The sequence below is a fragment of the Streptomyces sp. NPDC005492 genome, from assembly GCF_040605995.1.
In the GTDB taxonomy this organism is placed as follows: Bacteria; Actinomycetota; Actinomycetes; order Streptomycetales; family Streptomycetaceae; genus Streptomyces.
Window position 1 is genome coordinate 77,136 of sequence record NZ_JBEXDX010000010.1, and the last position, 22,167, is coordinate 99,302.

Sequence of the window (22,167 nt, forward strand, 5' to 3'; positions counted from 1 at the left end):
GGTCTACGGCGACGCAACCAATGGATGAGGTCTCGCGTCGGTCACTGGAGAGATCGTTGACGGAAATCGACCGATCGTCGACGGAGACCGCACCGAATCTCATCGACCGAACCTCATCGGCCGAATCTCATCCAACCGAACGAAGGAGAGCGCGATCTCAGGCTCCGAACAGTCCTCTACGCCCCCTGCCGCACCGGTGACCACCCGGCGTACTCTGCTCACCGCCGGTGCCGCCACCGCCGCGACCGTCCTCACCGGCGCCTCCTCCGCGCAGGCGTCGGACGGCACCGACACCACCGCCGACATCACGACCCGCCTGCGCGCCCTGGAGGAGCAACACAGCGCCCGTGTGGGCGTGTTCGCGCATCACCTCGGTACGAGGAGGACCGTCGTGCACCGCGCCGACGAACTCTTCCCGATGTGCTCGGCGTTCAAGACGCTCGCCGCCGCGGCCGTCCTGCGTGACCTGGACCGGCACGGGGAGGTGCTCTACAAGGTCGTGCACTACACGGAGGCCGACCTGGTCGACGGTTCCGACCGGACCCGGGCGCATCTGGCCGAGGGCATGACGGTCGAGCAGTTGGCGGACGTGGCGATCCGGTACAGCGACAACGGCGCGGGCAATCTGCTCCTGCGCGAACTCGGCGGCCCCACCGCGATCACCCGCTTCGCCCGCTCCCTCGGCGACCGGGTCACCCGGCTCGACCGCTGGGAGACCGAGCTGAACTCGGCCGAGCCGGACCGGATCACCGACACCACCAGCCCGCGCGCGATCGGCGGTCTCTACCGCCAACTGGTCCTCGGTGATGTGCTGCGCCGCCCCGACCGCGACCGGCTCACCACCTGGCTGCTCAACAACACGACGAGCGCCGCCCGTTTCCGTGCCGGGCTCCCCGCGACCTGGACGATCGCCGACAAGACGGGCAGCGGTGGCTACGGCACCGCCAACGATGTCGGCATCGCCTGGACGGAGGCAGGGGACCCGGTCGTCCTCGCGGTCCTGACGACCAAGCCCACGCTGCCCGACGCGCCGTACGACAACCAACTGGTGGCGGACACGGCCGAGTTGGTGGCGACCGCGCTCGGCTAGCGCGGGAAGTACTGCCTCGGTGTCACGCCGACCACGCGGTGGAACGCCGCCGTGAAGGAGCTCGCCGAGGCATACCCCACCCGCCGTGCCACGGACTCCACCGGCAACCCCTCGGCGAGGAACGGCAGCGCGGCCTGCATCCGCAGCCGCTCCCGCCACTGTCCGAAACCCAGGCCGGTCTGCGTGACGAAGAGTCGCGCCAACGTCCGTGCACTGGCGCGGACTTGGCGGCCGTACTCGGCGAGGGGCCGGTCGTCGGCCGGGTGGGTCCGCAGTGCCTCGGCCACCGCGCGCGCCCGTGGGTCGCGGGGTTCGGGGACGGCCACGCTGGTCACCGGCACCGGTCGCAGCTCGTCGAGCAGCACCAGTTCGGCACGTGAACGGACGTCCGGTGACAGGTCCGTGCGGTCCAGGTGCTCGACGAGCGCCCGGAGCAGCCGGGTCATGGCGACGACCGTGGGGTCCCGCCAGTCGATGTGCGGGCAGCTCACCGGGTCGACGTACACACCGCGCATGACGGCGTCGCCCTCCGACCCCGTCGCGTGCGGGACGAGGGCGGGGATCCACAGGGCCAGCGCCGGTGGCAGCAGCCAGGTCCCCTGTTCACTGCGGATTCTGAGTAACCCCCGTTCTGAACACAGGAGTTGGTGAACGGGATGCTGGTGCGTGGTGAAGAACGTCCCGCGCGGCATCGTGAACTGGCCGACGAGGATGGCCGTGTCGTGGGGGTGGCCCGGGTCCTGTCCGTTCCGCGACATGACACGGCAGCCTAGCCCGTGGCGGACAGCCGGCGGTGCCGCCTAGCGTCGACGTATGCCGATGAACCGAGCACACCGCAAGCTGTGCAGCTCCGAGGAGTGGGCGCGGACGACGAAGGACCGCATCCTGCCCTGGGCCCTGGAACACGTGGAACTCGGCGCGGACGTACTGGAGATCGGCCCCGGCTACGGCGCCAACCTCCGTGTCCTCGTCGAGCGGGTCGACCACCTCACCGCCACCGAGATCGACGCCGACACCGCACGCCTGCTGCGGTCGCGGTGGGGCGACCGGGCGGAGATCCTGCACGCGGACGGCGCCGAACTGCCGTTGGGGGAGGGGTCGTTCGACACGGTCGTCTGCTTCACGATGCTGCACCACGTACCCACGGCCGCCCACCAGGACCGTATCTTCGCCGAGGCGTTCCGTGTGCTGCGGCCCGGCGGCACCTTCGCCGGCAGCGACAGCCAGCCGAGCCTGCGCTTCCGGCTGCTGCACTTCCGGGACACGATGAACACCCTCGATCCGGCGACACTCCCGGCCCGGCTGGAACGGACCGGTTTCGCGGACGTGACGGTCGACCTCCACCCGGAGACCGGCGGCCTACGCTTCCGCGCCCGCCGCGCCTGAGTCCACCCCGAACCGCCGCACATACCGCCGCTGCCACGGCGTCTCCACCGCGCGCCGGTCATAGTGCGCCCGCACATAGGCCACCGCCTCTCCGGCCGGCACCCCATCCAGCACAGCGACACACGCGAGCGCCGTCCCGGTACGCCCCCGCCCACCCCCACATGCAACCTCGACCCGCTCCCCGTCGGCCCGCCGCCACACCTCGGCGAGGACGGCACGGGCAGCAACACGGTCCACAGGCAGCCGGAAGTCCGGCCACCGAATCCAGTCCGCGTCCCAAGACACGTCGGGCGGCCGCCGGCCCAGCAGATACACGCCGTACGACGGGGTCGGCGCCCCGGTCGGGAGGGGGTGCCGCAGCCCACGGCCCCGGATCAACCGCCCGGAGGGCAGCCGCAGGACACCGGGGTCGTTGGGGTTCCAGGTGTCGGTCACGCCGCCAGCGTAGGCCGCCGGGGACGGAATCGGCTGCCCGGCGGCTCCGCCGGGGGCGAGACCCCGTGGCTTGGCAACCCCCGGAGCGCGAAGGGCGGTTACCCGCGCTGCCCGAGCGGCGGAACGCCCGTGTGCTGCCCCGGGACCACGGGGGCGGGGCCCCCGGGACACGGGCGAAACTCCACGCCCCGCCCCCGACACCGCCTCGCACGACCACCCGCGACACATCACAAGCCGCCCCGCACCCCACCGCCCCCTACCCCACCCCCCGAGACTCCTGCGCCGCCCTCGCCTCGATCCCCCTGAAGTGATCCGCCATCGCCCGCTGCGCCCCCTCCACATCGCGCGAGCGCAGCGCGGTGACGATGTCGCGGTGGCGCCGCACGGTGATCTCGGGGGTCGGGTCGTCGGTCCAGCCGCGGGCTCCGGCTACTCGGCGGAATACCGTCCAGAAGGCGCCGAGGAGTTGGGGGACGAGTTCGTTGCCGAGGGAGGCGTAGAGCAACTCGTGGAATTCGCGGTCCAGTTCGGGGAAGGGGTGGCCCGCGCGGCCCGCGTCCTCCATGCGGGTCACGACCGCATCCAGTCTGTCCAGTTCCGGCTCGGTGACGGTGGCGGCGACCCGATGAATCAGGCCTTCCTCCAGTACCTCGCGCACCTGGAGGACCTCGGCCAGGGCGTCCGCGTCGTCCTCGTGGCGGGTGAGGGTGCGGAAGGTGAGGCCGTCGACGAGCGGGGTCAGCGAGGCGCGGCCGACGTAGGTGCCGTAGCCGTGTCTGATCTCCACGATGTCGAGGGCCTGGAGCGCCTTGAGGGCTTCGCGGACGGAGTTTCTGCTGATACCCAGGGCTTCCATGAGCTCGGCCTCGGTGGGCAGCGGCGCACCGGGCAGGAGCTTGCGGTCGAGGATCAGTTGGACGACCTCGCGCTGTATCCGACTGTTCCTTGGCTCCCCGGACATGCGCCGCATCGTAGCCTCACCGGACGTCCCACGTCCCATGTCTGACCTCGCCCAGCTCGGAAGAGGCGTCAACTTACGCCATTTCACGTGCCCTTCAAACTGCCATTGGTCCGACCTCTGACGGCTACGCCATTCGTGTGCGATGCCTTGACCGCCCCCACGGGCGCTCTTATGGTCGCGCTGACCGCAGGACGTAGGACGTCGTACCTCCTGGAGTAACCATGCGCGAAGACGTGACCCAGAACGTGCCCGCGCTGCACCGCCGGGCGTTCCTGAAGTACTCCGGCGCGCTGGGCGCGGCGGCCGCGATCTCCTCGTCCCTGACGGCCTGTTCGTCGGGGCCGCAGTCGACGAACGACACCGGCGGCGGGGGCACCGGCAAGAACCGCACCCTGACCGCGGTGATCGGCTACGGCAACGACGGAAGCTGGGACCCGACGCAGACCGCCTCCGCGTTCGGCATGGCCGGCAACAACCACATCTACGAGGGGCTGATCGACACCGATCCGATCACCCGGGCGCCGTACCCGGCACTGGCGACCGCGGTACCGAAGGACACGAGCGGCACCTCGTGGAAGTTCACGCTGCGGGCGGGCGCCAAGTTCCACGACGGGCACCCGGTGACCGCCGACGACGTGGTGTTCGTCTTCGACCGCATCCTCGACCCCAAGACGACGACCCTCGCCCAGGGTTTCTTCGCGAGCTGGCTGAAGGAGGTCCGGAAGATCGACGCGCAGAACGTCGAGCTGGTCCTCAAGTTCCCCTTCCCCGAAGGGGTTTCACGCCTCACCCTCGCGAAGATCATGCCGAAGCACATCTTCTCGAAGCCCGGCGCCTGGGACGACGCGATCAAGGGCAAGGCGGTCGGCTCGGGGCCGTACCGGATGACCGCGCACCACCCGAAGTCCAACACCACCTTCGCCGCGTTCGCCGACTACAACGGCCCGTGCCCGCCCGCCTTCAAGACGATGAACTGGCTGACGATCGTGGACGCGGCCCCCCGCGTCGCCAAGATCTCCGGGTCGAGTGCGGGCGCGCAGATCGCCGACAACATCCCCTACGCCAACATCCAGCGCCTCCAGAGCAGCGGGCTGACGGTCGCGGGCGGCGCCGGGATGAACAACCTGTTCCTGATGTTCAACACCCAGCACAAACCCTTCGACGACGTACGGGTGCGGCAGGCCCTGCACTACGCGATCGACACCGACAAGATGGTCCAAGTCGCCCTGCGCGGACACGGGAAGCCGTCCTCGTCCTTCCTCAACGAGGGCAACCCGACCTACCGGCGGGCGAAGACCGTCTACGACTACGACCCCGACAAGGCGAAGGCGCTGCTGAAGGCGGCCGGGGTCACCGGGCTGAAGGTCAACATCCTCGCGGTGAACGTGAGTTGGATCGTCGACTGCCTGCCGACCATCAAGGCGTCCTGGGACGCGATCGGTGTGAAGACGACCCTCTCCCCGCAGGAGACCACGGCCGTCTTCACCAAGATGGACCAGAAGCAGGACTACCAGGTCGTCGCCGCCGCCTCGAACCCCAACCAGTTCGGCCTCGACGCCGACCTGATCATGCACTACAACTACGGCCCCCAGAACCTCTGGATGGGCTACGCCCGTTGGGCCGGCAACTCGACCGCCAAGCAGCTCTTCAAGGACATGGACCAGGCGACGCAGGAGCCGGACGCGGCGAAGAAGAAGACGATGATCCAGGACTACATCGACATCGTCGCCGAGCAGGCCGTGCTCTACCCGGTCGTCCACAACGAGCTGATGACCGCCTGGGACCCGAGGAAGCTGACGGGGATAAGGGCACAGCCCTATCCCGGCATAAACGTCCTCCAGGCCAAGTGGGTCTAGCCCTACAGGAGTTGGCGTGATCACAGTCGTCAGGATTCTGGCCCGCCGTGTCGCCCTGCTCGTGCCGCTGATGCTCGGCATCGTGCTGTTCGTGTTCGTGGTGATGCGCTTCTCGGACGTCGACCCGGCGTCGGCGTTCTTCCAGGGCGCCAACCCGACCCCGCGGCAACTGCACGACTTCCGCGAGCGGAACGGCCTGCTCGATCCGCTGCCTCTGCGCTACGTCCACTTCGTGGGCTCGCTGCTCCACGGCGACATGGGCACCAGCGCGCTGACCCGCGCGCCGGTCGTCGACCAGGTCACCACCGCGCTGCCGCTGACCCTCCAACTCACCTTTCTGGGCCTGGGGATCGCGGTCGTACTGTCGCTGCTCGGCGGGGTGACGGCGGCCATCTACCGGGACCGGCTGCCCGACCAGATCATCCGGGTCGTGTCGCTGACCGGGGTCGCCGCGCCCGGCTTCTGGCTGGCGCTGCTCATGATCCAGTACCTGGCCGTCGACCGGGGCTGGTTCCCGACCGGCGGCTACATCAACCCGGCGGACTCCCTCACCGGCTGGCTCAAGACGATGGCGCTCCCCGCGCTCGCGCTGTCCCTCCCGGTGGCGGCCCAACTCACGCGCATCGTACGGACGTCGGTGGTCGAGGAGCTGGACAAGGACTACGTCCGGACCGCGATCGGCAGCGGGCTGCCGCCGAGGGTGGTGGTCGGCCGGAACGTGCTCCGCAACGCGCTGATGAACCCGCTCACCGTGCTGGGCCTGCGCGTCGGTTACCTGCTCGGCGGCGCCGTCGTCATCGAGACCATCTTCTCCCTCCCCGGGATGGGCAAGCTGATGATCGACGCCGTGCAGAACGGCGATCCGGCCGTCGTCCAGGGCGTGGTGCTCACGACGGCGACCGGGTTCGTCGTGGTGAACCTGGTCATCGACATCCTCTATCTGCTGGTCAACCCGCGCCTGAGGGATGCTTCCTGATGTTCACTCAGTTCTCCCGCAAGGGCCTCGCCGAGACGCTCTCCCGGCCCGGCATCCGGCTGCGCGGCCGGCGACGGCTGCCGCTGCTGTCGAGGGTCGCGGTGTGCTTCCTGGCGATCGTGGTCCTGGTGGCCCTCTTCGCGCCGCTGCTCGCGCCCGACGATCCGCTCGACCAGCAGCTCCCCGTCGACGGCACCGGGCACCCGTCCGCCGACCACTGGATGGGGCAGGACAGCCTCGGCCGGGACATCCTCAGCAGGCTGATGTACGGCGCCCGTTGGTCCCTCGCGATCGGCCTCGGGGCGACCGCGCTGGCCCTCGTCGTCGGCGCGCTGATCGGCGCGGTCGCCGCGACCTCCCGCAAGGGCGTGGACGAGACACTGATGCGCTGCCTGGACGTGGTGATGGCGTTCCCCGGCATCGCGCTCGCCGCCGTCCTGATCGCGGTGTTCGGCGGCGGGATCACCGTGCTGATCTGCGCCATCGCGTTCCTGTTCACCCCACCGGTGGCAAGGGTCGTACGGGCCAACGTACTTGACCAGTACGGCGAGGACTACGTCACCGCCGAGCGGGTGATCGGCGCCCGCACCCCGCACATCGTGGCCCGGCACGTGGCCGTCAACTGCGCTGCCCCGATCCTGGTGTTCTGCACCGTGCAGGTCGCCGAGGCGATCGTCTTCGAGGCGTCGCTGTCGTTCATCGGCGCGGGCGTACGGCCCCCGGACCCGTCCTGGGGCAGTGTCATCGCGGACGGCAAGAACATGGTGCTGACCGGAGGTTGGTGGGCGACCGTCTTCCCCGGCCTGCTGATGCTGATCACCGTGCTGTCGCTGAACATACTGTCCGAGGGAGTCTCCGACGCCTGGGCGGCCCCCGCCCCGCGCGAGGTGGACGTACGGCACGACGACGACCCGCTCGGCGCCCCGGAGCCCGGCAGCGGCGAGGTGCTCCCGCTGCCCGGCCTGACCGAGGCGGCGCTCCGACTCCGGTCCCGCGCACGGCCGTTGCCCGACCCCGACGGGCAACCGGTGCTCGCGGTCGAGAACCTCGCCATCGGCTTCGAGGGCCGGCACCAGGGCGTGGACATCGTCGACGGCATCAGCTTCGAGGTGCGGCCGGGCGAAGTCCTCGGCCTGGTCGGCGAGTCGGGCTGCGGCAAGTCGCTGACCGCGCTCGCGGTGATGGGCCTGGAACCCAAGGGTGCCCGGGTGCGCGGCCATGTCCGGTTCAGCCAGCGGCAGTTGGTGGGCGAGCCGATGCGCGTCCGGCGCAAACTGCTCGGCCACGAGATGGCGATGGTGTACCAGGACGCGCTGTCGTCCCTGAACCCGGCGATGACCATCCGCGCCCAGCTCAAGCAGGTGATACGGCGCGGCGGCCACCGGGGCGCGGGCGAGCTGCTGACGATGGTGGGCCTCGATCCCGAACGCACCCTGCGCAGCTACCCGCACGAACTCTCCGGCGGCCAGCGCCAGCGTGTCCTGATCGCCATGGCCCTCTCCCGCGACCCCAAGCTGATCGTCGCCGACGAACCCACGACCGCCCTGGACGTCACCGTGCAGGCGCAGGTCATAGAGCTACTGCTGCGACTGCGCGAGGAGTTGGGCTTCGCGCTCGTCCTCGTCTCCCACGACCTGGCGCTGATCGCCGACGTCACCGACCGGGTGGTGGTGATGTACGGCGGACAGATCGTGGAGACGGGCGTGACCGCCGACCTGGTGGAGTCACCGGCCCACCACTACACGCGCGGCCTCCTCGGCAGCGTGCTGTCCCTGGAATCGGCGGCCGAGCGGATGACCCAGATCAAGGGTGTCGTCCCCTCCCCCGCCGACTTCCCGGCCGGCTGCCGCTTCGCCGACCGCTGCCCACTGGCCGGCGACCTCTGCCGTACGACCGCACCGGACCTGGTCGGTCCGCGCACCCACACGGCCGCCTGCCACCACCCGGCGATCGACCTGCTGACGACGGAGAGCGAGACGGTGTCATGAGCGCGCTGGTCGAACTGTCCGACGCCCATGTCGTCCACAAGGCGCGCAGCGGCGGCCTGTTCACCCGCGACCGGGTCTACGCCCTGACCGGCGCCGATCTCACCATCGCGCCCGGCGAGACGGTCGGCGTGGTCGGCGAGTCCGGCTGCGGGAAGTCCACGCTGGCCAAGGTGCTGGTGGGTGTGCAGCGGCCGACCTCCGGCACGGTGACCGTGCGGGGCCGCGACCTGTGGACGATGCCGGCGGGTGAACGCCGAACCGCCGTGGGCACCGGCATCGGCATGATCTTCCAGGACCCGTCGACCGCCCTGAACCGCCGTCTGACGATCCGCCAGATACTGCGCGACCCGCTCGACGTGCACAGCCGTGGCACACGGGCCGAACGGGAGGACCGGGTAAGGGAGTTGATGTCCCTGGTCGGCCTGCCCCGCGCCCTCGCGGACGGCCTCCCGGGACAGCTCTCCGGCGGCCAGCGCCAACGCGTCGCGATCGCACGGGCGTTGGCCCTCGACCCCGACCTCGTGGTCGCCGACGAGCCGACCAGCGCCCTGGACGTCTCGGTCCGCGCCCAGATCCTCAACCTCCTCCTCGACCTGAAGGAACGCCTCGGCCTGGCCCTGGTGTTCGTGTCCCACGACATCCAGACCGTACGGCGGATGAGCGACCGTGTGATCACCATGTACCTGGGCCGGATCGTCGAGGAGACCCCGGCCGACCAGGTCACCGACCGGGCGAGGCACCCGTACACCCGGGCCCTGTTCTCGGCGACACCCGGACTGCTGCATCCCATCGACCCGATCCCGCTGATCGGTCCTGTGCCGTCGGCGACGCGACCGCCGAGCGGGTGCCCGTTCCGTGCCCGGTGCTGGAAGGCGGACGAGGTGTGCGCTTCCGTCATGCCGGACTTTTCATCCGCGTCGACACCGGAACATCGCTACCGCTGCCACCATCCTGTGGAGGAGGACCTTTCCACCCGCGACCTCGTTCGCCAGAGCCTCCCCAGGGAGCCTTCATGACCTTCCCCGCCCCGCTGACCGGTGTCGTACCGCCCGTCTGCACACCCCTGACACCGGACCGCGAGGTGGACGTCCGCTCGCTCCTCGGGCTCGTCGACCATCTGGTGGGCGCCGGGGTGCACGGGCTGTTCCTGCTCGGCTCGACCTCGGAGGCCGCGTATCTGACGGATCGGCAGCGCAGGTACATCGTGGAGACCGTCGTCGCCCACATGGGCGGTCAACTCCCGGTGCTGGCCGGGGCGATCGACATGACGACACCCCGGGTGCGCGACCACGTCACCGCCGTGACGGACGCCGGCGCGGACGCGGTCGTGGTCACCGCGCCCTTCTACACCCGCACCCATCCCGCCGAGATCGCCCGGCACTACCGCCTGGTCGCCGCCGCGTCATCGGTCCCCGTCGTCGCCTACGACCTCCCCGCCTCCGTACACAGCAAGCTGCCCGCCGACCTCGTCCTCGAACTCGCCGCCGAAGGGGTCCTCGCCGGCCTGAAGGACTCCAGCGGCGATCTCGGCAACTTCCGCAGGGTCGTCACCGGCGCCCGGGCCAACGCCGGCATCACGGGCTTCAGTGTGCTGACCGGTTCCGAGGTGTTCGTCGACTCGGCGCTCGCGCTCGGCGCGGACGGGGCGGTGCCCGGTCTCGCCAACGTCGACCCGCACGGGTACGTCCGCCTCGACGCGCTGTGCCGGGCCGGGGACTGGGAGCGCGCCCGGGCCGAACAGGAGCGCCTGTGCGCGCTGTTCGGGCTGGTCGGCGTCGGTGACCCGGCGCGGATGGGCGGCAGTTCGTCGGCGCTGGGGGCGTTCAAGGCGGCGCTGCAGCTGCGGGGGATCATCGAGTGCGCGGCGACCGCGGAGCCCCAAGTGCCGTTGTCCGCCGACGAGGTGGGGCAGGTGGGGAAGTTCCTGGCGGCGGCCGGGTTGCTGTGACCGCTACTCCCCGAGACCGTGCAGCAGGGTGTCGACGACGATGTCGGCGGCCTGCCCGGCGCCCAGCTCCGGCAGTTGCCGGGATACCAGGTGCATGAGCTGGGGCAGCAGCGCGCTCGCCCACCCCTTCGGCAGTCCCGGACGTAGCAGACCCTCCTCGGTGGCCCGCTCCAGGAAGGCGTCGACCTCGCGGACGGCCGCGTCCCGGCGCTCGCGGACGGTCTCGTCGGCGAGCATGCGGGCGAGGTCGACGGGCCAGGTGCGGTTGACGGTGATGATGTTCTCGACATAGCGGTGCAGCGCGACGGCCACGGGGGCCTCGCGCAGCCGGGCGTCCTCGATGGCCCGCTCGATGGCCGTGAGGCGGGACGCGTAGATGACCGCGAGGAGTTCCTCGCGGGAGGCGAAGCGCCGGTAGACGGTGCGCCGGTCCACGCCCGCCTCGGCGGCGATGGCGGCGATGCTCGCGCCGGGATCGGCGGCGAGCATACGGGCCCCGGTGGTCAGGACGGCTTCCAGGTTGCGTGCGGCGTCGGCTCTCACGGCGTCGATCCTAACCCTCACTTGTGGAACCTGGGACATCTAGCGCCTCACCAATGCGCTCTTATCTTCAGTAAGTGCTACATTGAAGTGACAGATAGATCCGATAACGCACCCCGGCGGGCGGAACGCACATGATCACCTACGACCGACTCTTCATCGCGGGTTCCTGGGTCGAGCCCAGCGACCCCGAGCCACTCGACATCACCTCGCCCCACGACCGCTCGGTGATCGGCCGCGCCGTCCAGGCCCGGCCCGCCGACATCGACCGCGCGGTGGCCGCGGCACGGGTGTCCTTCGAGTCGGGCGAGTGGCGGCTGACCCCGCCCGGGGAACGGATCGCGGTCCTGCGCGCGTTCAACGCGCTGCGGGAGGAGAACGCGGAGAAGATCGCGCACCTGATCTCCCTGGAGAACGGCTCGGCCGAATGGTTCACCCGTGCGGGGCAACCCGGTCTGAGCCGCCAGGCCAACGCCTATCTGAAGGCGGCGGAGGAGTTCGGCTGGGAGGAGACCCTCGCGCCCTCCGACCCCGACTCCCCCGTGCGCAGCGTGGTCCGCCGGGAGGCGGTCGGCGTCGTAGCGGCGGTGATCCCGTGGAACTCGCCGTTCTCCTCGGCCACCACGAAGATCATCCCGGCACTGGTCGCGGGCAACCCCGTGGTCCTCAAGGTGTCCCCGGAGAACTCGCTGAGCATGGGTTTCCTGGCCGAACTGCTGGAGCGGACGGGCCTGCCCGAGGGTGTGATCAGCGTGCTGCCGGCCGACCGCGAGACCAGCGAGCACCTGGTCTCGCACCCGGGCATCGACAAGATCGCCTTCACCGGCTCGACGCGCGCCGGACGCCGTATCGCGGCGATCGCGGGCGAGCAGCTCAAGCGCGTCAGCCTGGAGCTGGGCGGCAAGTCCGCGGCCGTCATCCTGCCCGACGCCGACATCGAGAAGGCGGTCGCGGGCCTGAAGTTCGCCTCCCTGCTCAACAACGGCGAGTCGTGCATCGCGCAGACCCGCGTCCTGGCCCCGCGCGAGAAGTACGAGGAGGTCGTGACCGCGCTGAAGGAGCTGGTGGAGTCGCTGAAGGTGGGCGACCCGAACGACCCCGACACCTTCATCGGCCCGATGATCCGCCCCGACCAGCAGCGGCTCGTCCGCGACTACATCCAGCTCGGCATCGACGAGGGCGCCCGTCTGGTCACCGGCGGCCCGCGGATCCCCGAGGGCCTGGAGAAGGGCAACTACGTCACGCCCACCGTCTTCGCCGACGTCGACAACTCCATGCGGATCGCCCAGGAGGAGATCTTCGGCCCGGTCCTGGTCGTCATCGCCTACGACGACGAGGACGACGCCGTCCGCATCGCCAACGAGTCCGAGTACGGCCTCTCCGGCGGCATCTGGTCCGCGGACGAGGACCACGCCCTGCGGGTGGCGCGCCGGATCCGCACCGGCACCCTCACGGTCAACGGTGCCTCGATCGCCTTCGACGGGCCGTTCGGCGGCTTCAAGGCCAGCGGCATCGGTCGCGAGTACGGCACGGTCGGCCTCGGCACCTACACCGAGTACAAGACCATCACCGTCTGACCCGGCGACGGCCCGGGCGGTCAGCCCCCGCCCAGTGCGCCCGCACCCACCCGACGGAACTCGATCGTGTCGTACGTCCCCGTCGCCCCGGTCTCGTACAGCACCCCCACCGTGTCCGGCCCCACCCGCACCAGGTCGGAGTAGCCCGCCCGCTGCTGCGACAGCGTGAGCACCTTGGTGAAGCTCTTGCCCGCGTCCCTGCTCCGCCAGATCGCCATGGCCTGGCGGACGGTGGGCACGGACGGCGCCGAGAACAGCAACGGGCCACCGGCGCCCGGCAGTTGGAGCACGCTCCCCTCCACCACCGGCACGTCGTCCAGCGTGTGCTGCACGGCGTAGGGGCGGTCGAGCGACACACCCCCGTCACTGGAGTACGAGTCGAGCCGGTTGCCCGCACTCGTGCCGAGCTGGTCCCGTGAGCTGAAGTACAGCCTGCCGTCGGGGAGTTCGGCGGCGGTCGACTCGTTCGCGTTCTCGACCCCGTCGTACGTGGAGTCCACGAACCCGAGCCGCCAGGTGTCACCCCCGTCGTCGCTGTACAGGTCGTGGCCGCCGTAGTACTTGGCCTCCTGCCCGGTGTCGGTCGAGCCGGCCGGCGGGGCGGCGGAGTGATTGGCGGGGACGATCAGCCGTCCCGTGTGCGGGCCCCGGGTGAGGGCGACCGCGTGGCCGGGGCCGGTGGCGTACCAGCGCCAGTCGGGCCGCTTCACGTCGCTGGTGATGTCCTTGGGCGGGGTGAAGGTGCGGCCGTCGTCCCAGCTCCGCTGGACGAACACCCGGCGGCTCTGCTCCGGGGTGACCTCGCCCCGCATGATCTGGCCCTCGGTCACGGCACCGCTGTTGTAGGAGGTGAGGAGCACGACGGCGCCGGTGCGGGGGTCGACCGCGGGGGCCGGGTTGCCCCGGGTGTCCCCGTCGCCGGCGGCCACCACGGACAGCGGGCCCCAGGTGCAGCCGCCGTCGGTGGAGCGTCTGAGGACGACGTCGATGTTGCCGGTGTCGCCCGCGTCGTTGTGCCGTCCCTCGGCGAAGGCCAGGACCGTGCCCCGGTCGGTGACGACGGTCGCCGGGATGCGGTAGGTGTCGTAGGCGCCGTCCCCGGAGACGTACGGCACGGAGGAGGTGCAGCCGGAGTGCGCGGAGGCGGACGCCGTGCCGGCCGTGAACGGCGCGACCAGTACGGCGGTGACGAGCAGCGTGCGGCTCAGGATGGTCATCGCGCTCCCTTACGGAGGTCGCCCTTCGCGGGGCGACACAGACCTGGCCGTCACAGCCTCCCCTCAGTCACCGCCCCCGACTCGTACACGACTGCCACCGCCGGCACCTCGGGCACATACGAGCCACGGTCGGCATGCTGTCGCACAGAGGCCCAACCCACCGTCGTATCAAGGACGTTGAGGCCGCACGCAACCGGCAGGGCACCACTCGCCGCACCACCGCGCGGATCGCGGCGCGGAGTTCGGCCGGACGGAGTACGGGGTCTACGACGGGGTGCGTGCCGCCGCGAGCAGTCGGGTGACGTCGTCCGCGCAGATGGTGAGGGCCGCGCCGACGGTCGCGAGGGCGTCGCGTTCGGCCGGTGTGTAGGGGCCGTCGGCCAGCGCGATACGGGCGCCCTGGAGCAGGATCGATTCGCGGCCCGCGGGGGCGAGGTGCGGGGCGAGCGGGTCGAGGGCCTCGTGCAGCTCTATGGCGAGTCCGGCGCCGCTGGGTTCGCCGAAGACGCGGCCGGTGTCGGCGGCCAGGGCCTCGACGAGCGCGCCGAGCTGGTCCTCGGTGCAGTCCTGGAAGCCGGCGGCGCGGACGGTGCCCGCGGCGGCCTCCAGGGAGGTACGGGCGCAGGTGCCGCCGGCCGCGAGGACCGCGAGGGCGACCGTGTGGACGGCGTCGCGGAGCATCGCGGAGAAGCGGGTCGTGGTGGGGTGGTCGAGGACGTCGGTGCCGTAGTGGCCCTGGCAGGCGGCGCACTCGACGACCGGGCCGGTGTCGCCGCGCGGCAGCACGGGCACGCCGAGCACGGTGAAGCGGCGGCGCCCGGTGAGCCGCTGGTAGTTGCGGTCGCCCCCGCATCCGGGGCAGAAGAACTCGCCGTCGCCGACGCTGGTCCACGCGGTACGGATGCCCAGGACGCGCGCCGCACGGCCCTCATGGACAACTCGGCCGTTTCGTCCCCGTTCTGGCAGCACGTCGCACCTCCGTAACGCCGCGGCAACATCGCCGCGCTGGCGTGATGTTAGCCACATTGTTGAGCCGGAGTCAGTACCCCGGACGAGACCTGCTCGTGACCTGCACATCGAATGGCCGGGAAACGACGGGGCCCCGCCCGCCGGAGATCGGCGTGCGGGGCCCTTGGAGCGCGAGTAAACCGCCGGTCAGGCTGGTTCAGCGGGTGGCGCGGTTGACGGCGGAGACGACCGCCTTCAGTGAGGCACGTGTCGTATTCGCGTCGATCCCGATTCCCCACAGAACCTTGTCGCCGATCGCGCACTCGATGTACGAGGCGGCCTGCGCGGAGGCGCCCTCGCTCATCGTGTGCTCCTGGTAGTCCAGGAGCCGTACGTCGATGCCGACGGACTGCAGGGCGTCGAAGAAGGCCGAGATCGGACCGTTGCCGGAGCCGGTCAGGACGGTGTCGACGCCGTCGACGGTGGCCTCCACCTTGAGCGTGTCCACGCCGTCGGTGTCGGTGGTCGACTGGCCGGTCTTCACCTGGATACGGCCCCAGGGGTTGTCCGCATTCGGCAGGTACTCGTCCTGGAACACCGACCAGATGTCGGCGCCGGTGACCTCGCCGCCCTCGGCGTCCGTCTTGGCCTGGATCAGCTTGGAGAACTCGATCTGCATCCGGCGCGGCAGGTCCAGCTTGTGGTCGTTCTTCAGAACGTACGCGATGCCGCCCTTGCCGGACTGCGAGTTGACGCGGATGACGGCCTCGTAGGAGCGGCCGACGTCCTTCGGGTCGATCGGCAGGTACGGGACGGCCCACTCGATGTCGTCGACGGTGACGCCCTTGGCGGCGGCGTCGGCCTCCATGGCGTCGAAGCCCTTCTTGATGGCGTCCTGGTGGGAGCCGGAGAAGGACGTGTAGACCAGGTCGCCCACGTACGGGTGGCGCGGGTGGACCTCCATCTGGTTGCAGTACTCCCACGTACGACGGATCTCGTCGATGTCGGAGAAGTCGATCTGCGGGTCGACGCCCTGCGAGAACAGGTTCATGCCCAGGGTGACCAGGTCGACGTTGCCGGTGCGCTCGCCCTGTCCGAACAGGCAGCCCTCGACGCGGTCGGCGCCGGCCATCAGCGCCAGTTCTGCGGCGGCTACGGCCGTGCCGCGGTCGTTGTGCGGGTGGATGGAGAGGACGACGTGCTCGCGGCGGGACAGGTGGCGGCCCATCCACTCGAAGCGGTCGGCGTGCGTGGACGGGGTCGAACGCTCCACCGTGGCAGGCAGGTTGAGGATGATCTCGCGACCGGGACCCGGCTGCCAGACGTCCATGACCGCCTCGCAGACCTCCAGCGCGAAGTCCAGCTCGGTGTCGGTGAAGATCTCGGGGCTGTACTGGTAGCCGAACTCGGTCTCGGGGCCCAGCAGTTTCTCGGCGTACTCCATGACCAGGCGGGTGCCGTCGACGGCGATCTGCTTGATGTCGTCCTTGGAGCCGCGGAAGACCACCCGGCGGAAGACGGGCGCGGTCGCGTTGTAGAGGTGCAGGGTGGCGCGCTTGGCGCCCTTCAGGGACTCCACGGTCCGCTCGATCAGGTCCTCGCGGGCCTGCGTCAGCACGGAGATCGTGACGTCGTCCGGGATCGCGTCCTCGTCCTCGATGATCGACCGTACGAAGTCGAAGTCCGTCTGGCCCGACGCCGGGAAACCGACCTCGATCTCCTTGTAGCCCATCTTGACCAGCAGGTCGAACATCGCGCGCTTGCGGGCGGGCGACATGGGGTCGATCAGGGCCTGGTTGCCGTCCCGCAGGTCGGTGGAGAGCCAGCGGGGGGCGACGGTGATCCGCTGCTGGGGCCAGGTGCGGTCGGGGATGTCGACCTGCTCGTACTGGCCGTACTTGTGGATCGGCATGGAACTGGGCTGCTGGCGATTGGCGCTGTGGGCCATGATGCGTGGGCTCCTCGTGGTGTCCTGAAGGACGGCCGACGGCGCAACGCCAGACTCCGCGGGGAGGGGGTCGGCCTCGACTACAGGCCCTCGCCGCGGCAGCTAAGGAGAAGCAGCCCGAAACGCATGATGTCCAGCAGACTAGCCGAGTCGTGCGCCGTGCGGGGGGCTGTATCACTATGCGGGACATTCGCGGCTGTATACCACTCTCCGCTACCGCACTGTGATGATTGTCCCCGTATTTCACCAATCATGGTTGCCGGTAGTGACAGTCACAGGACTCAGTGCCAATCTGCCGGGCATGACGACTCACGGGGGCTTCGAGCCCGTCTTCTGCACGATCGTCCCGCCGCATGTCCTCGACAAGCTCGCCCGGCACGAGGACCCCGCGGTCTCCGGTCCCGCCCGCGAGACCCTTCAGCGCGACGCCTACGAGCGCACCCACCGCCGGCTGACCACCGTCATCGGCGCACCGGCCGTCGCCGCGCCCACCGAGACCGACAAGCCGCGGCGCACGATCTACGACGCGAAGCACAAGCAGGACCTGCCCGGAAAGAAGGTCCGCGCCGAGGGCTCCGAATCCGGCAAGGACGCGACCGTCAACCGCGCCTACGCGGGCCTCGGCGCCACCTTCGAGCTCTACCTCAACGCCTTCAACCGCCACTCCATCGACGGCCAGGGCCTGCCGCTCAACGCGTCCGTCCACTACGACGTGAAGTATGACAACGCGTTCTGGAACGGCGAGCAGATGGTGTTCGGCGACGGCGACGGCGAGCTGTTCCTCGACTTCACCATCCCGGTCGACGTCATCGGCCACGAACTCACCCACGGCGTCACGCAGTACAGCGCGAACCTGACCTATTTCGGCCAGTCCGGCGCCCTGAACGAGTCGATCTCCGATGTCTTCGGCTCGCTCATCAAGCAGTACACACTCGGCCAGACCGCCGCCGATGCCGACTGGCTGATCGGCGCGGGCCTGCTCGCCCCGCGCGTCTCCGGCGTCGCCCTGCGCTCCATGAAGGCGCCCGGCACGGCCTACGACGACGACGCCCTCGGCAAGGACCCGCAGCCCGCGACGATGGACGACTTCGTGAACACCGGCAGCGACAACGGCGGCGTGCACATCAACTCCGGCATCCCCAACCACGCCTTCTACCTGGTCGCCGACGCGCTCGGCGGGCACGCCTGGGAGAAGGCCGGACAGATCTGGTACGACGTGCTGACCGGCGGCGCGCTCAAGCAGGACGCGCTGTTCGCCGACTTCGCCAAGCTCACCGTCGCCGCCGCGAAGACCCGGTTCGGGGACGGCGGCGAGGAGTTGCAGGCCGTGGCGAAGGCGTGGGAACAGGTCGGGGTGCAGATCACGTAATTCCGTACTAGAGATGACCCATGCGTATTCATGTGCGGCGCACGGGTGGGTTCGGCGGCACCGAACGGCAGGGCGAGGTGGACACCTCGGGCCGACCAGATGCCCATGAGTGGCACGCCCTGGCCGAGAACGCGATCACGTCCGGCCGGGGCGCGCCCGTGACGGGAGTCCCCGACGGCTTCCACTACGAGATCACGGTGGACGGGACGACCGTGCACGCGGCCGATCCCCGGCTTACGGAGGAGCAACGGACACTGATCTCAAGGGTGTTGAAGGAAGGTGCGTAAGCAGGTGTCGAGGGGTGGGCGTAACTGCTTGTTCACGCCCGCCCGTTGACACCCGTTACCACCGGTACGGATGATCCGGCGCATGGCGACTGATGCAGGCAACCCGATACCTCGGTTCCCGGCCGGCTTCCTCTGGGGCGTCTCGACCTCGGCCCACCAGATCGAGGGCGCGGCGGACGCACGTGAGCCCTCGATCTGGGACGCGTTCGAGGCCGAGCCGGGCCGGATCAAGGACGGCTCGACGGCGGCGGTGGCCTGCGACCACTACCACCGCCACCCCGAGGACGTGGCGCTCCTGGCCGACCTGGGCGTGGACGCGTACCGCTTCTCGATCTCCTGGCCGCGCGTCAACTCCCCCGGCGGCCTCGACTTCTACGACCGTCTCGTCGACGAACTGGGCGCGGCGGGCGTCCGTCCGGTCCCGACCCTGTTCCACTGGGACCTCCCGGTCACCCAGGACTGGCTGGACCGGGACACGGCCTCGCGGTTCGCCGAGTATGTGGCGGTGGTGGCCGACCGGTTGGGCGACCGGGTGAAGAAGTGGATCACCATCAACGAGCCTGCGGAACACACCCTGTTGGGGCACGCGCTGGGCGCCCACGCTCCCGGCAAGGCCCTGCTGTTCGACGCGCTGCCGGTCGCCCATCACCAACTGCTGGCCCACGGCCTGGCGGTACGGGCGCTGCGCGCGGCCGGTGCCACCGACATCGGGATCGCCAACTCGCACGGCCCGACCTGGCCCGCCTCGCAGGAGCCGGAGGACATCGAGGCGGCGAACTTCTACGACCTGCTGCTGAACCGCCTGTTCGCCGACCCCCTGCTGCTGGGTGAATACCCCTCCGGCCTGGGCGAGTTGATGCCGGGCGACGTCGAGTCCGACCTCAAGGTGATCGCCGAGCCGATCGACTGGTACGGGATCAACTACTACGCGCCGACCAGGGTGGGCGCACCGCAGGGCGCGGAGATCGAGTTCGGCGGACTCACCCTCCCCGCCGAACTTCCCTTCTCCGTAAGGGAGATCGAGGGCGTCCCGGTCACGGACTTCGGCTGGCCGGTGGTCCCCGAGGGCCTGACGGAACTCCTCACCACCTTCCGGGACCGGTACGGCGACCGACTCCCGCCCGTCGTCATCACCGAGAACGGCTGCTCCTACGACGGCCTCGACGACCAGGACCGGATCACTTACCTGGACGGTCATGTCCGGGCGCTGCACGGGGCGTTGGAGGCGGGCGTGGACGTCCGCGGCTACTTCGTGTGGTCGCTCCTCGACAACTTCGAGTGGGCGGAGGGCTACGAGCGCCGCTTCGGCCTGGTGCACGTCGACTACGACACCCAGGCGCGCACCCCGAAGGCGTCGTACGGCTGGTTCCAGGACCTGCTGCGGGCGCAGAGATCACAGGTGCGGGGATGACGACGGCCGACGCGGTCTCCTCGCCGTCCGGTGCCCTCGCTGAACCCGTCGAACGCGTCGGCCGGGGCTGGACGTCCGCGCTCTCGCTCGCCAACGGGGCGATCTGGGTGGGCTGGTACGGCCCGTTGCAGATCCTGCTGGCCTCCCAGGCCAAGGACTTCGCGCCCGGCACCGGTATGTCCAAGGAGACGATGCTGGCGTGGGTGACCGGCGCGGGCGCGCTGGTGTCCCTGGTCGCCAATCCGCTCTTCGGCGCGCTGTCGGACCGTACGACATCGCGGTGGGGCCGCCGTACGCCGTGGATCGTGGCCGGTACGGCGGGCGGGGCGCTGTCCCTGCTGCTGCTCGCGGGCGCGGGCGGGGTGTGGACGATGGCGGCCGGCTGGTGCCTGGTCCAGTTGACCCTGAACGCGGCCTTCGCGGCGGTCACGGCGGCCGTCCCCGACCGGGTGCCGCGCCTTCAACGGGGCTCTGTGGGCGGCTGGTTGGGGGCCGCGCAGATCCTGGGCGTGGTCGGCGGCACGGGGCTGGCGACGGCGGCCGGGGGCATCGGGGCGGGCTATGTGGCGTGCGCGGTGTTCACGGCGGTGGGCGTGCTGCCGTACGTGCTGCGCCACAAGGATCTGCGGCTGTCGGTGTCGGACCGCCCGCCGTGGTCCTGGCAGGGCTTCCTGCGCGGCTTCTGGCTGAGCCCGCGCCGCCATCCCGACCTCGGCTGGGCCTGGCTGACCCGCTTCCTGATCAACCTGAGCAACGCCCTGGTCCTGCTCTACCTCCTCTACTACCTGCGTGACCGCCTCCACTACCACGACCCCGACCAGGGCGTCCTGATCCTCACGGCGGTCAACGGCCTCACGCTCCTCGCCACCGTCGTGGTCGGCGGGGTGTGGTCCGACCGGGTCGGTCGCCGCAAGCCGTTCGTGATCTGGTCGGGCGTCCTGATGGCGGTGGCGACGGCGGTGCTGGCGGGCTGGCAGACCTGGCCGGGCGCGATCACCGCGGCGGCGGTCCTGGGCATCGGCTTCGGCGTCTTCACGTCGGTCGACTTCGCCCTGATGACGGACGTACTCCCCAAGGCCCTGGACCGCGGCAAGGACCTCGGCGTCATCAACGTCGCCAACGCCCTCCCCCAGGTCGCGGCACCCGCCCTCGCCGCACCGATCGTGACGTATCTGGGCGGGTACCGGGTGCTGTATCTGGTGTCGGCGGTGATCGGGATGGCGGGGGCGTTGCTGGTGCGGCGGATTCGAGGGGTGGACTGAGGCGGGTGGGTCAGAGCACGCCCGCGTCCCGTGCCGTCCACACCGTCGGGAACAGCGGGCGGTATCCCAGCTCGCGGCGGATCCGTTCCGTGGACATGATGCCGAACCAGGGGTCGGGGTCGGTCCGTTCGTGCATGTCGGTGGGGAGTTCGACGCCGTTGAGCTGGTGCAGGTCGACCGCGGTGACCGGGGCGTCGTCGGCGATGTTGTAGACACGGCCGGCGACTCCGGGGGCGTGCAGGATACGGAGCAGGCCCTGGGCGACGTCTGCGTGGTGGCCCATGTGGAGGCGCTGGGTCGAGGCCCAACTCGCCGCCCAGTGCATGGAGTTGGCGAGGTGGGGGTCGCCCTCGCCGTAGACGAAGGGGAGGCGGGCGACGCGGACGTCCATGGTGTCGAGGGCGAGGAGTTCGCGTTCGGCGGCCACCTTCGACTCGCCGTAGGCGCCCCACATGTCGCCGCCGGGGCGGCTCTCGTCCTCCTCGGTCAGCGGGCGGCCGCGTCCCGTGCCGTACACGATCGCGGTGCTGACCTGGACGAAACGCCGTACGCCGGAGGCCTGCGCGGCGCGGCCCAGTGCGACCGCCGCGTCCCGGTTGACGGCCCACGCCTCCTCGTCCGGCACCCCGCGGAAGGACGCGGCGACGTTCACGACCGCGTCGACTCCGGAGACCGCCTTGCCGAGGACCGCATCGTCGCGCAGGTCCCCTTCCACGACCTCGGCGCCCAGCGCCGCGAACGGCTCCGCGCGGGCCGCGTCCCGTACCAGGACCCGTATCTGCTCCCCCGGCCGGCTCTGCGCCAGCAGCCTCGGTACGAACCGCTTGCCGACCTGTCCTGTCGTCCCTGTGACCAGTGTCAACATCGTCTGCTCCTCACGTTCTGGTGGCTCCAGCGTGGGCCGGGCCCGGCGTGACCGGGAGAGACCTGTCGATCGGGGGATCGGCAGACCCTGGATAAGCCGGGCG

At 70.3% G+C, this 22,167-nt stretch carries 20 protein-coding genes; 12 read left to right on the forward strand and 8 right to left on the reverse strand.

Features of this window, described 5'->3' with window-relative positions; translation table 11 throughout:
• The first annotated feature begins 196 nt into the window (after positions 1 to 196).
• Positions 197 to 1,090, forward strand: coding sequence for a class A beta-lactamase (gene bla / locus ABZT04_RS16380; protein WP_356056944.1), 894 nt, complete (start codon positions 197 to 199; stop codon positions 1,088 to 1,090).
• Here the strand turns inward: bla and ABZT04_RS16385 are convergent.
• Positions 1,087 to 1,848, reverse strand: a complete 762-nt coding sequence (locus ABZT04_RS16385; RefSeq protein ID WP_356056946.1) for a helix-turn-helix transcriptional regulator — start codon at positions 1,846 to 1,848, stop codon at positions 1,087 to 1,089. The two genes, bla and ABZT04_RS16385, sit on opposite strands and share 4 nt — an antisense overlap.
• A gap of 55 nt (positions 1,849 to 1,903) precedes the next feature.
• Between ABZT04_RS16385 and ABZT04_RS16390 the strand changes: the two genes are divergently transcribed.
• On the forward strand, positions 1,904 to 2,476 hold the full coding sequence (locus ABZT04_RS16390; RefSeq protein ID WP_356056947.1) for a class I SAM-dependent methyltransferase: 573 nt from the start codon (positions 1,904 to 1,906) through the stop codon (positions 2,474 to 2,476).
• Here the strand turns inward: ABZT04_RS16390 and ABZT04_RS16395 are convergent.
• Together ABZT04_RS16395 and ABZT04_RS16400 are read right to left on the reverse strand one after the other, a co-directional pair.
• Complete coding sequence (locus ABZT04_RS16395) at positions 2,450 to 2,911, reverse strand: protein phosphatase (protein WP_356056948.1); 462 nt, start codon at positions 2,909 to 2,911, stop codon at positions 2,450 to 2,452. The two genes, ABZT04_RS16390 and ABZT04_RS16395, sit on opposite strands and share 27 nt — an antisense overlap.
• A gap of 256 nt (positions 2,912 to 3,167) precedes the next feature.
• Positions 3,168 to 3,881, reverse strand: a complete 714-nt coding sequence (locus tag ABZT04_RS16400; RefSeq protein WP_356056949.1) for a FadR/GntR family transcriptional regulator — start codon at positions 3,879 to 3,881, stop codon at positions 3,168 to 3,170.
• Between the two features lie 212 nt (positions 3,882 to 4,093).
• On the opposite strand from ABZT04_RS16400, the gene ABZT04_RS16405 reads away from it, so the two are divergent.
• From ABZT04_RS16405 to ABZT04_RS16425, 5 genes are read left to right on the forward strand one after another with little or no spacing between them, the layout of a single operon-like run.
• The gene (locus tag ABZT04_RS16405) at positions 4,094 to 5,728 is read left to right on the forward strand and encodes an ABC transporter substrate-binding protein (RefSeq protein WP_356056950.1); all 1,635 of its coding nucleotides are present in this window, start codon (positions 4,094 to 4,096) and stop codon (positions 5,726 to 5,728) included.
• A 16-nt stretch (positions 5,729 to 5,744) separates the two neighbouring features.
• A complete protein-coding gene (locus ABZT04_RS16410) occupies positions 5,745 to 6,704 on the forward strand; it encodes an ABC transporter permease (protein WP_356056952.1) in 960 nt (319 codons plus the stop codon).
• The gene (locus ABZT04_RS16415) at positions 6,704 to 8,692 is read left to right on the forward strand and encodes a dipeptide/oligopeptide/nickel ABC transporter permease/ATP-binding protein (protein ID WP_356056953.1); all 1,989 of its coding nucleotides are present in this window, start codon (positions 6,704 to 6,706) and stop codon (positions 8,690 to 8,692) included. Before ABZT04_RS16410 ends, ABZT04_RS16415 begins: the two co-directional genes overlap by 1 nt.
• Positions 8,689 to 9,708, forward strand: coding sequence for an ABC transporter ATP-binding protein (locus tag ABZT04_RS16420; protein ID WP_356056954.1), 1,020 nt, complete (start codon positions 8,689 to 8,691; stop codon positions 9,706 to 9,708). Before ABZT04_RS16415 ends, ABZT04_RS16420 begins: the two co-directional genes overlap by 4 nt.
• Positions 9,705 to 10,640 carry a dihydrodipicolinate synthase family protein gene (locus tag ABZT04_RS16425; RefSeq protein WP_356056955.1) on the forward strand — a complete coding sequence of 312 codons (936 nt, stop codon included), beginning with the start codon at positions 9,705 to 9,707 and terminating at the stop codon, positions 10,638 to 10,640. Before ABZT04_RS16420 ends, ABZT04_RS16425 begins: the two co-directional genes overlap by 4 nt.
• Positions 10,641 to 10,643: 3 nt before the next feature.
• Here ABZT04_RS16425 and ABZT04_RS16430 read toward each other — a convergent pair whose 3' ends face one another.
• Positions 10,644 to 11,129, reverse strand: coding sequence for a TetR family transcriptional regulator (locus ABZT04_RS16430; RefSeq protein WP_356057254.1), 486 nt, complete (start codon positions 11,127 to 11,129; stop codon positions 10,644 to 10,646).
• Between the two features lie 185 nt (positions 11,130 to 11,314).
• Between ABZT04_RS16430 and ABZT04_RS16435 the strand changes: the two genes are divergently transcribed.
• Positions 11,315 to 12,757 (forward strand): aldehyde dehydrogenase, encoded by a 1,443-nt coding sequence (locus tag ABZT04_RS16435; protein WP_356056956.1) that lies wholly within the window; start codon positions 11,315 to 11,317, stop codon positions 12,755 to 12,757.
• A gap of 20 nt (positions 12,758 to 12,777) precedes the next feature.
• Here ABZT04_RS16435 and ABZT04_RS16440 read toward each other — a convergent pair whose 3' ends face one another.
• From ABZT04_RS16440 to leuA, 3 genes are all read right to left on the reverse strand, one after another.
• Positions 12,778 to 13,974 carry a sialidase family protein gene (locus ABZT04_RS16440; protein ID WP_356056957.1) on the reverse strand — a complete coding sequence of 399 codons (1,197 nt, stop codon included), beginning with the start codon at positions 13,972 to 13,974 and terminating at the stop codon, positions 12,778 to 12,780.
• 264 nt (positions 13,975 to 14,238) lie between these two features.
• Positions 14,239 to 14,943, reverse strand: a complete 705-nt coding sequence (locus ABZT04_RS16445) for a TerB family tellurite resistance protein (protein ID WP_356056958.1) — start codon at positions 14,941 to 14,943, stop codon at positions 14,239 to 14,241.
• A 196-nt stretch (positions 14,944 to 15,139) separates the two neighbouring features.
• Positions 15,140 to 16,870 (reverse strand): 2-isopropylmalate synthase, encoded by a 1,731-nt coding sequence (gene leuA, locus ABZT04_RS16450; protein ID WP_356056959.1) that lies wholly within the window; start codon positions 16,868 to 16,870, stop codon positions 15,140 to 15,142.
• 301 nt (positions 16,871 to 17,171) lie between these two features.
• Here leuA and ABZT04_RS16455 point away from each other — a divergent pair, with 301 nt between their 5' ends.
• The 4 genes from ABZT04_RS16455 (at position 17,172) to ABZT04_RS16470 (ending at position 21,199) form a co-directional block, all read left to right on the forward strand.
• On the forward strand, positions 17,172 to 18,239 hold the full coding sequence (locus tag ABZT04_RS16455; RefSeq protein ID WP_356056960.1) for a M4 family metallopeptidase: 1,068 nt from the start codon (positions 17,172 to 17,174) through the stop codon (positions 18,237 to 18,239).
• A gap of 20 nt (positions 18,240 to 18,259) precedes the next feature.
• Complete coding sequence (locus ABZT04_RS16460; protein ID WP_356056961.1) at positions 18,260 to 18,526, forward strand: protealysin inhibitor emfourin; 267 nt, start codon at positions 18,260 to 18,262, stop codon at positions 18,524 to 18,526.
• A gap of 82 nt (positions 18,527 to 18,608) precedes the next feature.
• The gene (locus ABZT04_RS16465) at positions 18,609 to 19,937 is read left to right on the forward strand and encodes a GH1 family beta-glucosidase (protein ID WP_356056962.1); all 1,329 of its coding nucleotides are present in this window, start codon (positions 18,609 to 18,611) and stop codon (positions 19,935 to 19,937) included.
• On the forward strand, positions 19,934 to 21,199 hold the full coding sequence (locus ABZT04_RS16470) for an MFS transporter (protein WP_355923436.1): 1,266 nt from the start codon (positions 19,934 to 19,936) through the stop codon (positions 21,197 to 21,199). The genes ABZT04_RS16465 and ABZT04_RS16470 overlap by 4 nt, the downstream gene beginning before the upstream one ends.
• Before the next feature lie 10 nt (positions 21,200 to 21,209).
• Here ABZT04_RS16470 and ABZT04_RS16475 read toward each other — a convergent pair whose 3' ends face one another.
• Positions 21,210 to 22,064 carry an NAD(P)-dependent oxidoreductase gene (locus tag ABZT04_RS16475; RefSeq protein ID WP_356056963.1) on the reverse strand — a complete coding sequence of 285 codons (855 nt, stop codon included), beginning with the start codon at positions 22,062 to 22,064 and terminating at the stop codon, positions 21,210 to 21,212.
• Positions 22,065 to 22,167: the final 103 nt, after the last annotated feature.

Bases quoted from the DNA above. Each gene is read 5' to 3' on its own strand.
- ABZT04_RS16385 (WP_356056946.1), bottom strand. From the start codon at position 1,848: ATGTCGCGGAACGGACAGGACCCGGGCCACCCCCACGACACGGCCATC.
- ABZT04_RS16390 (WP_356056947.1), top strand. From the start codon at position 1,904: ATGCCGATGAACCGAGCACACCGCAAGCTGTGCAGCTCCGAGGAGTGG.
- ABZT04_RS16400 (WP_356056949.1), bottom strand. From the start codon at position 3,881: ATGCGGCGCATGTCCGGGGAGCCAAGGAACAGTCGGATACAGCGCGAG.
- ABZT04_RS16405 (WP_356056950.1), top strand. From the start codon at position 4,094: ATGCGCGAAGACGTGACCCAGAACGTGCCCGCGCTGCACCGCCGGGCG.
- ABZT04_RS16415 (WP_356056953.1), top strand. From the start codon at position 6,704: ATGTTCACTCAGTTCTCCCGCAAGGGCCTCGCCGAGACGCTCTCCCGG.
- ABZT04_RS16420 (WP_356056954.1), top strand. From the start codon at position 8,689: ATGAGCGCGCTGGTCGAACTGTCCGACGCCCATGTCGTCCACAAGGCG.
- ABZT04_RS16425 (WP_356056955.1), top strand. From the start codon at position 9,705: ATGACCTTCCCCGCCCCGCTGACCGGTGTCGTACCGCCCGTCTGCACA.
- ABZT04_RS16430 (WP_356057254.1), bottom strand. From the start codon at position 11,129: ATGCTCGCCGCCGATCCCGGCGCGAGCATCGCCGCCATCGCCGCCGAG.
- ABZT04_RS16435 (WP_356056956.1), top strand. From the start codon at position 11,315: ATGATCACCTACGACCGACTCTTCATCGCGGGTTCCTGGGTCGAGCCC.
- ABZT04_RS16440 (WP_356056957.1), bottom strand. From the start codon at position 13,974: ATGACCATCCTGAGCCGCACGCTGCTCGTCACCGCCGTACTGGTCGCG.
- leuA (WP_356056959.1), bottom strand. From the start codon at position 16,870: ATGGCCCACAGCGCCAATCGCCAGCAGCCCAGTTCCATGCCGATCCAC.
- ABZT04_RS16455 (WP_356056960.1), top strand. From the start codon at position 17,172: ATGACGACTCACGGGGGCTTCGAGCCCGTCTTCTGCACGATCGTCCCG.
- ABZT04_RS16460 (WP_356056961.1), top strand. From the start codon at position 18,260: ATGCGTATTCATGTGCGGCGCACGGGTGGGTTCGGCGGCACCGAACGG.
- ABZT04_RS16465 (WP_356056962.1), top strand. From the start codon at position 18,609: ATGGCGACTGATGCAGGCAACCCGATACCTCGGTTCCCGGCCGGCTTC.
- ABZT04_RS16470 (WP_355923436.1), top strand. From the start codon at position 19,934: ATGACGACGGCCGACGCGGTCTCCTCGCCGTCCGGTGCCCTCGCTGAA.
- ABZT04_RS16475 (WP_356056963.1), bottom strand. From the start codon at position 22,064: ATGTTGACACTGGTCACAGGGACGACAGGACAGGTCGGCAAGCGGTTC.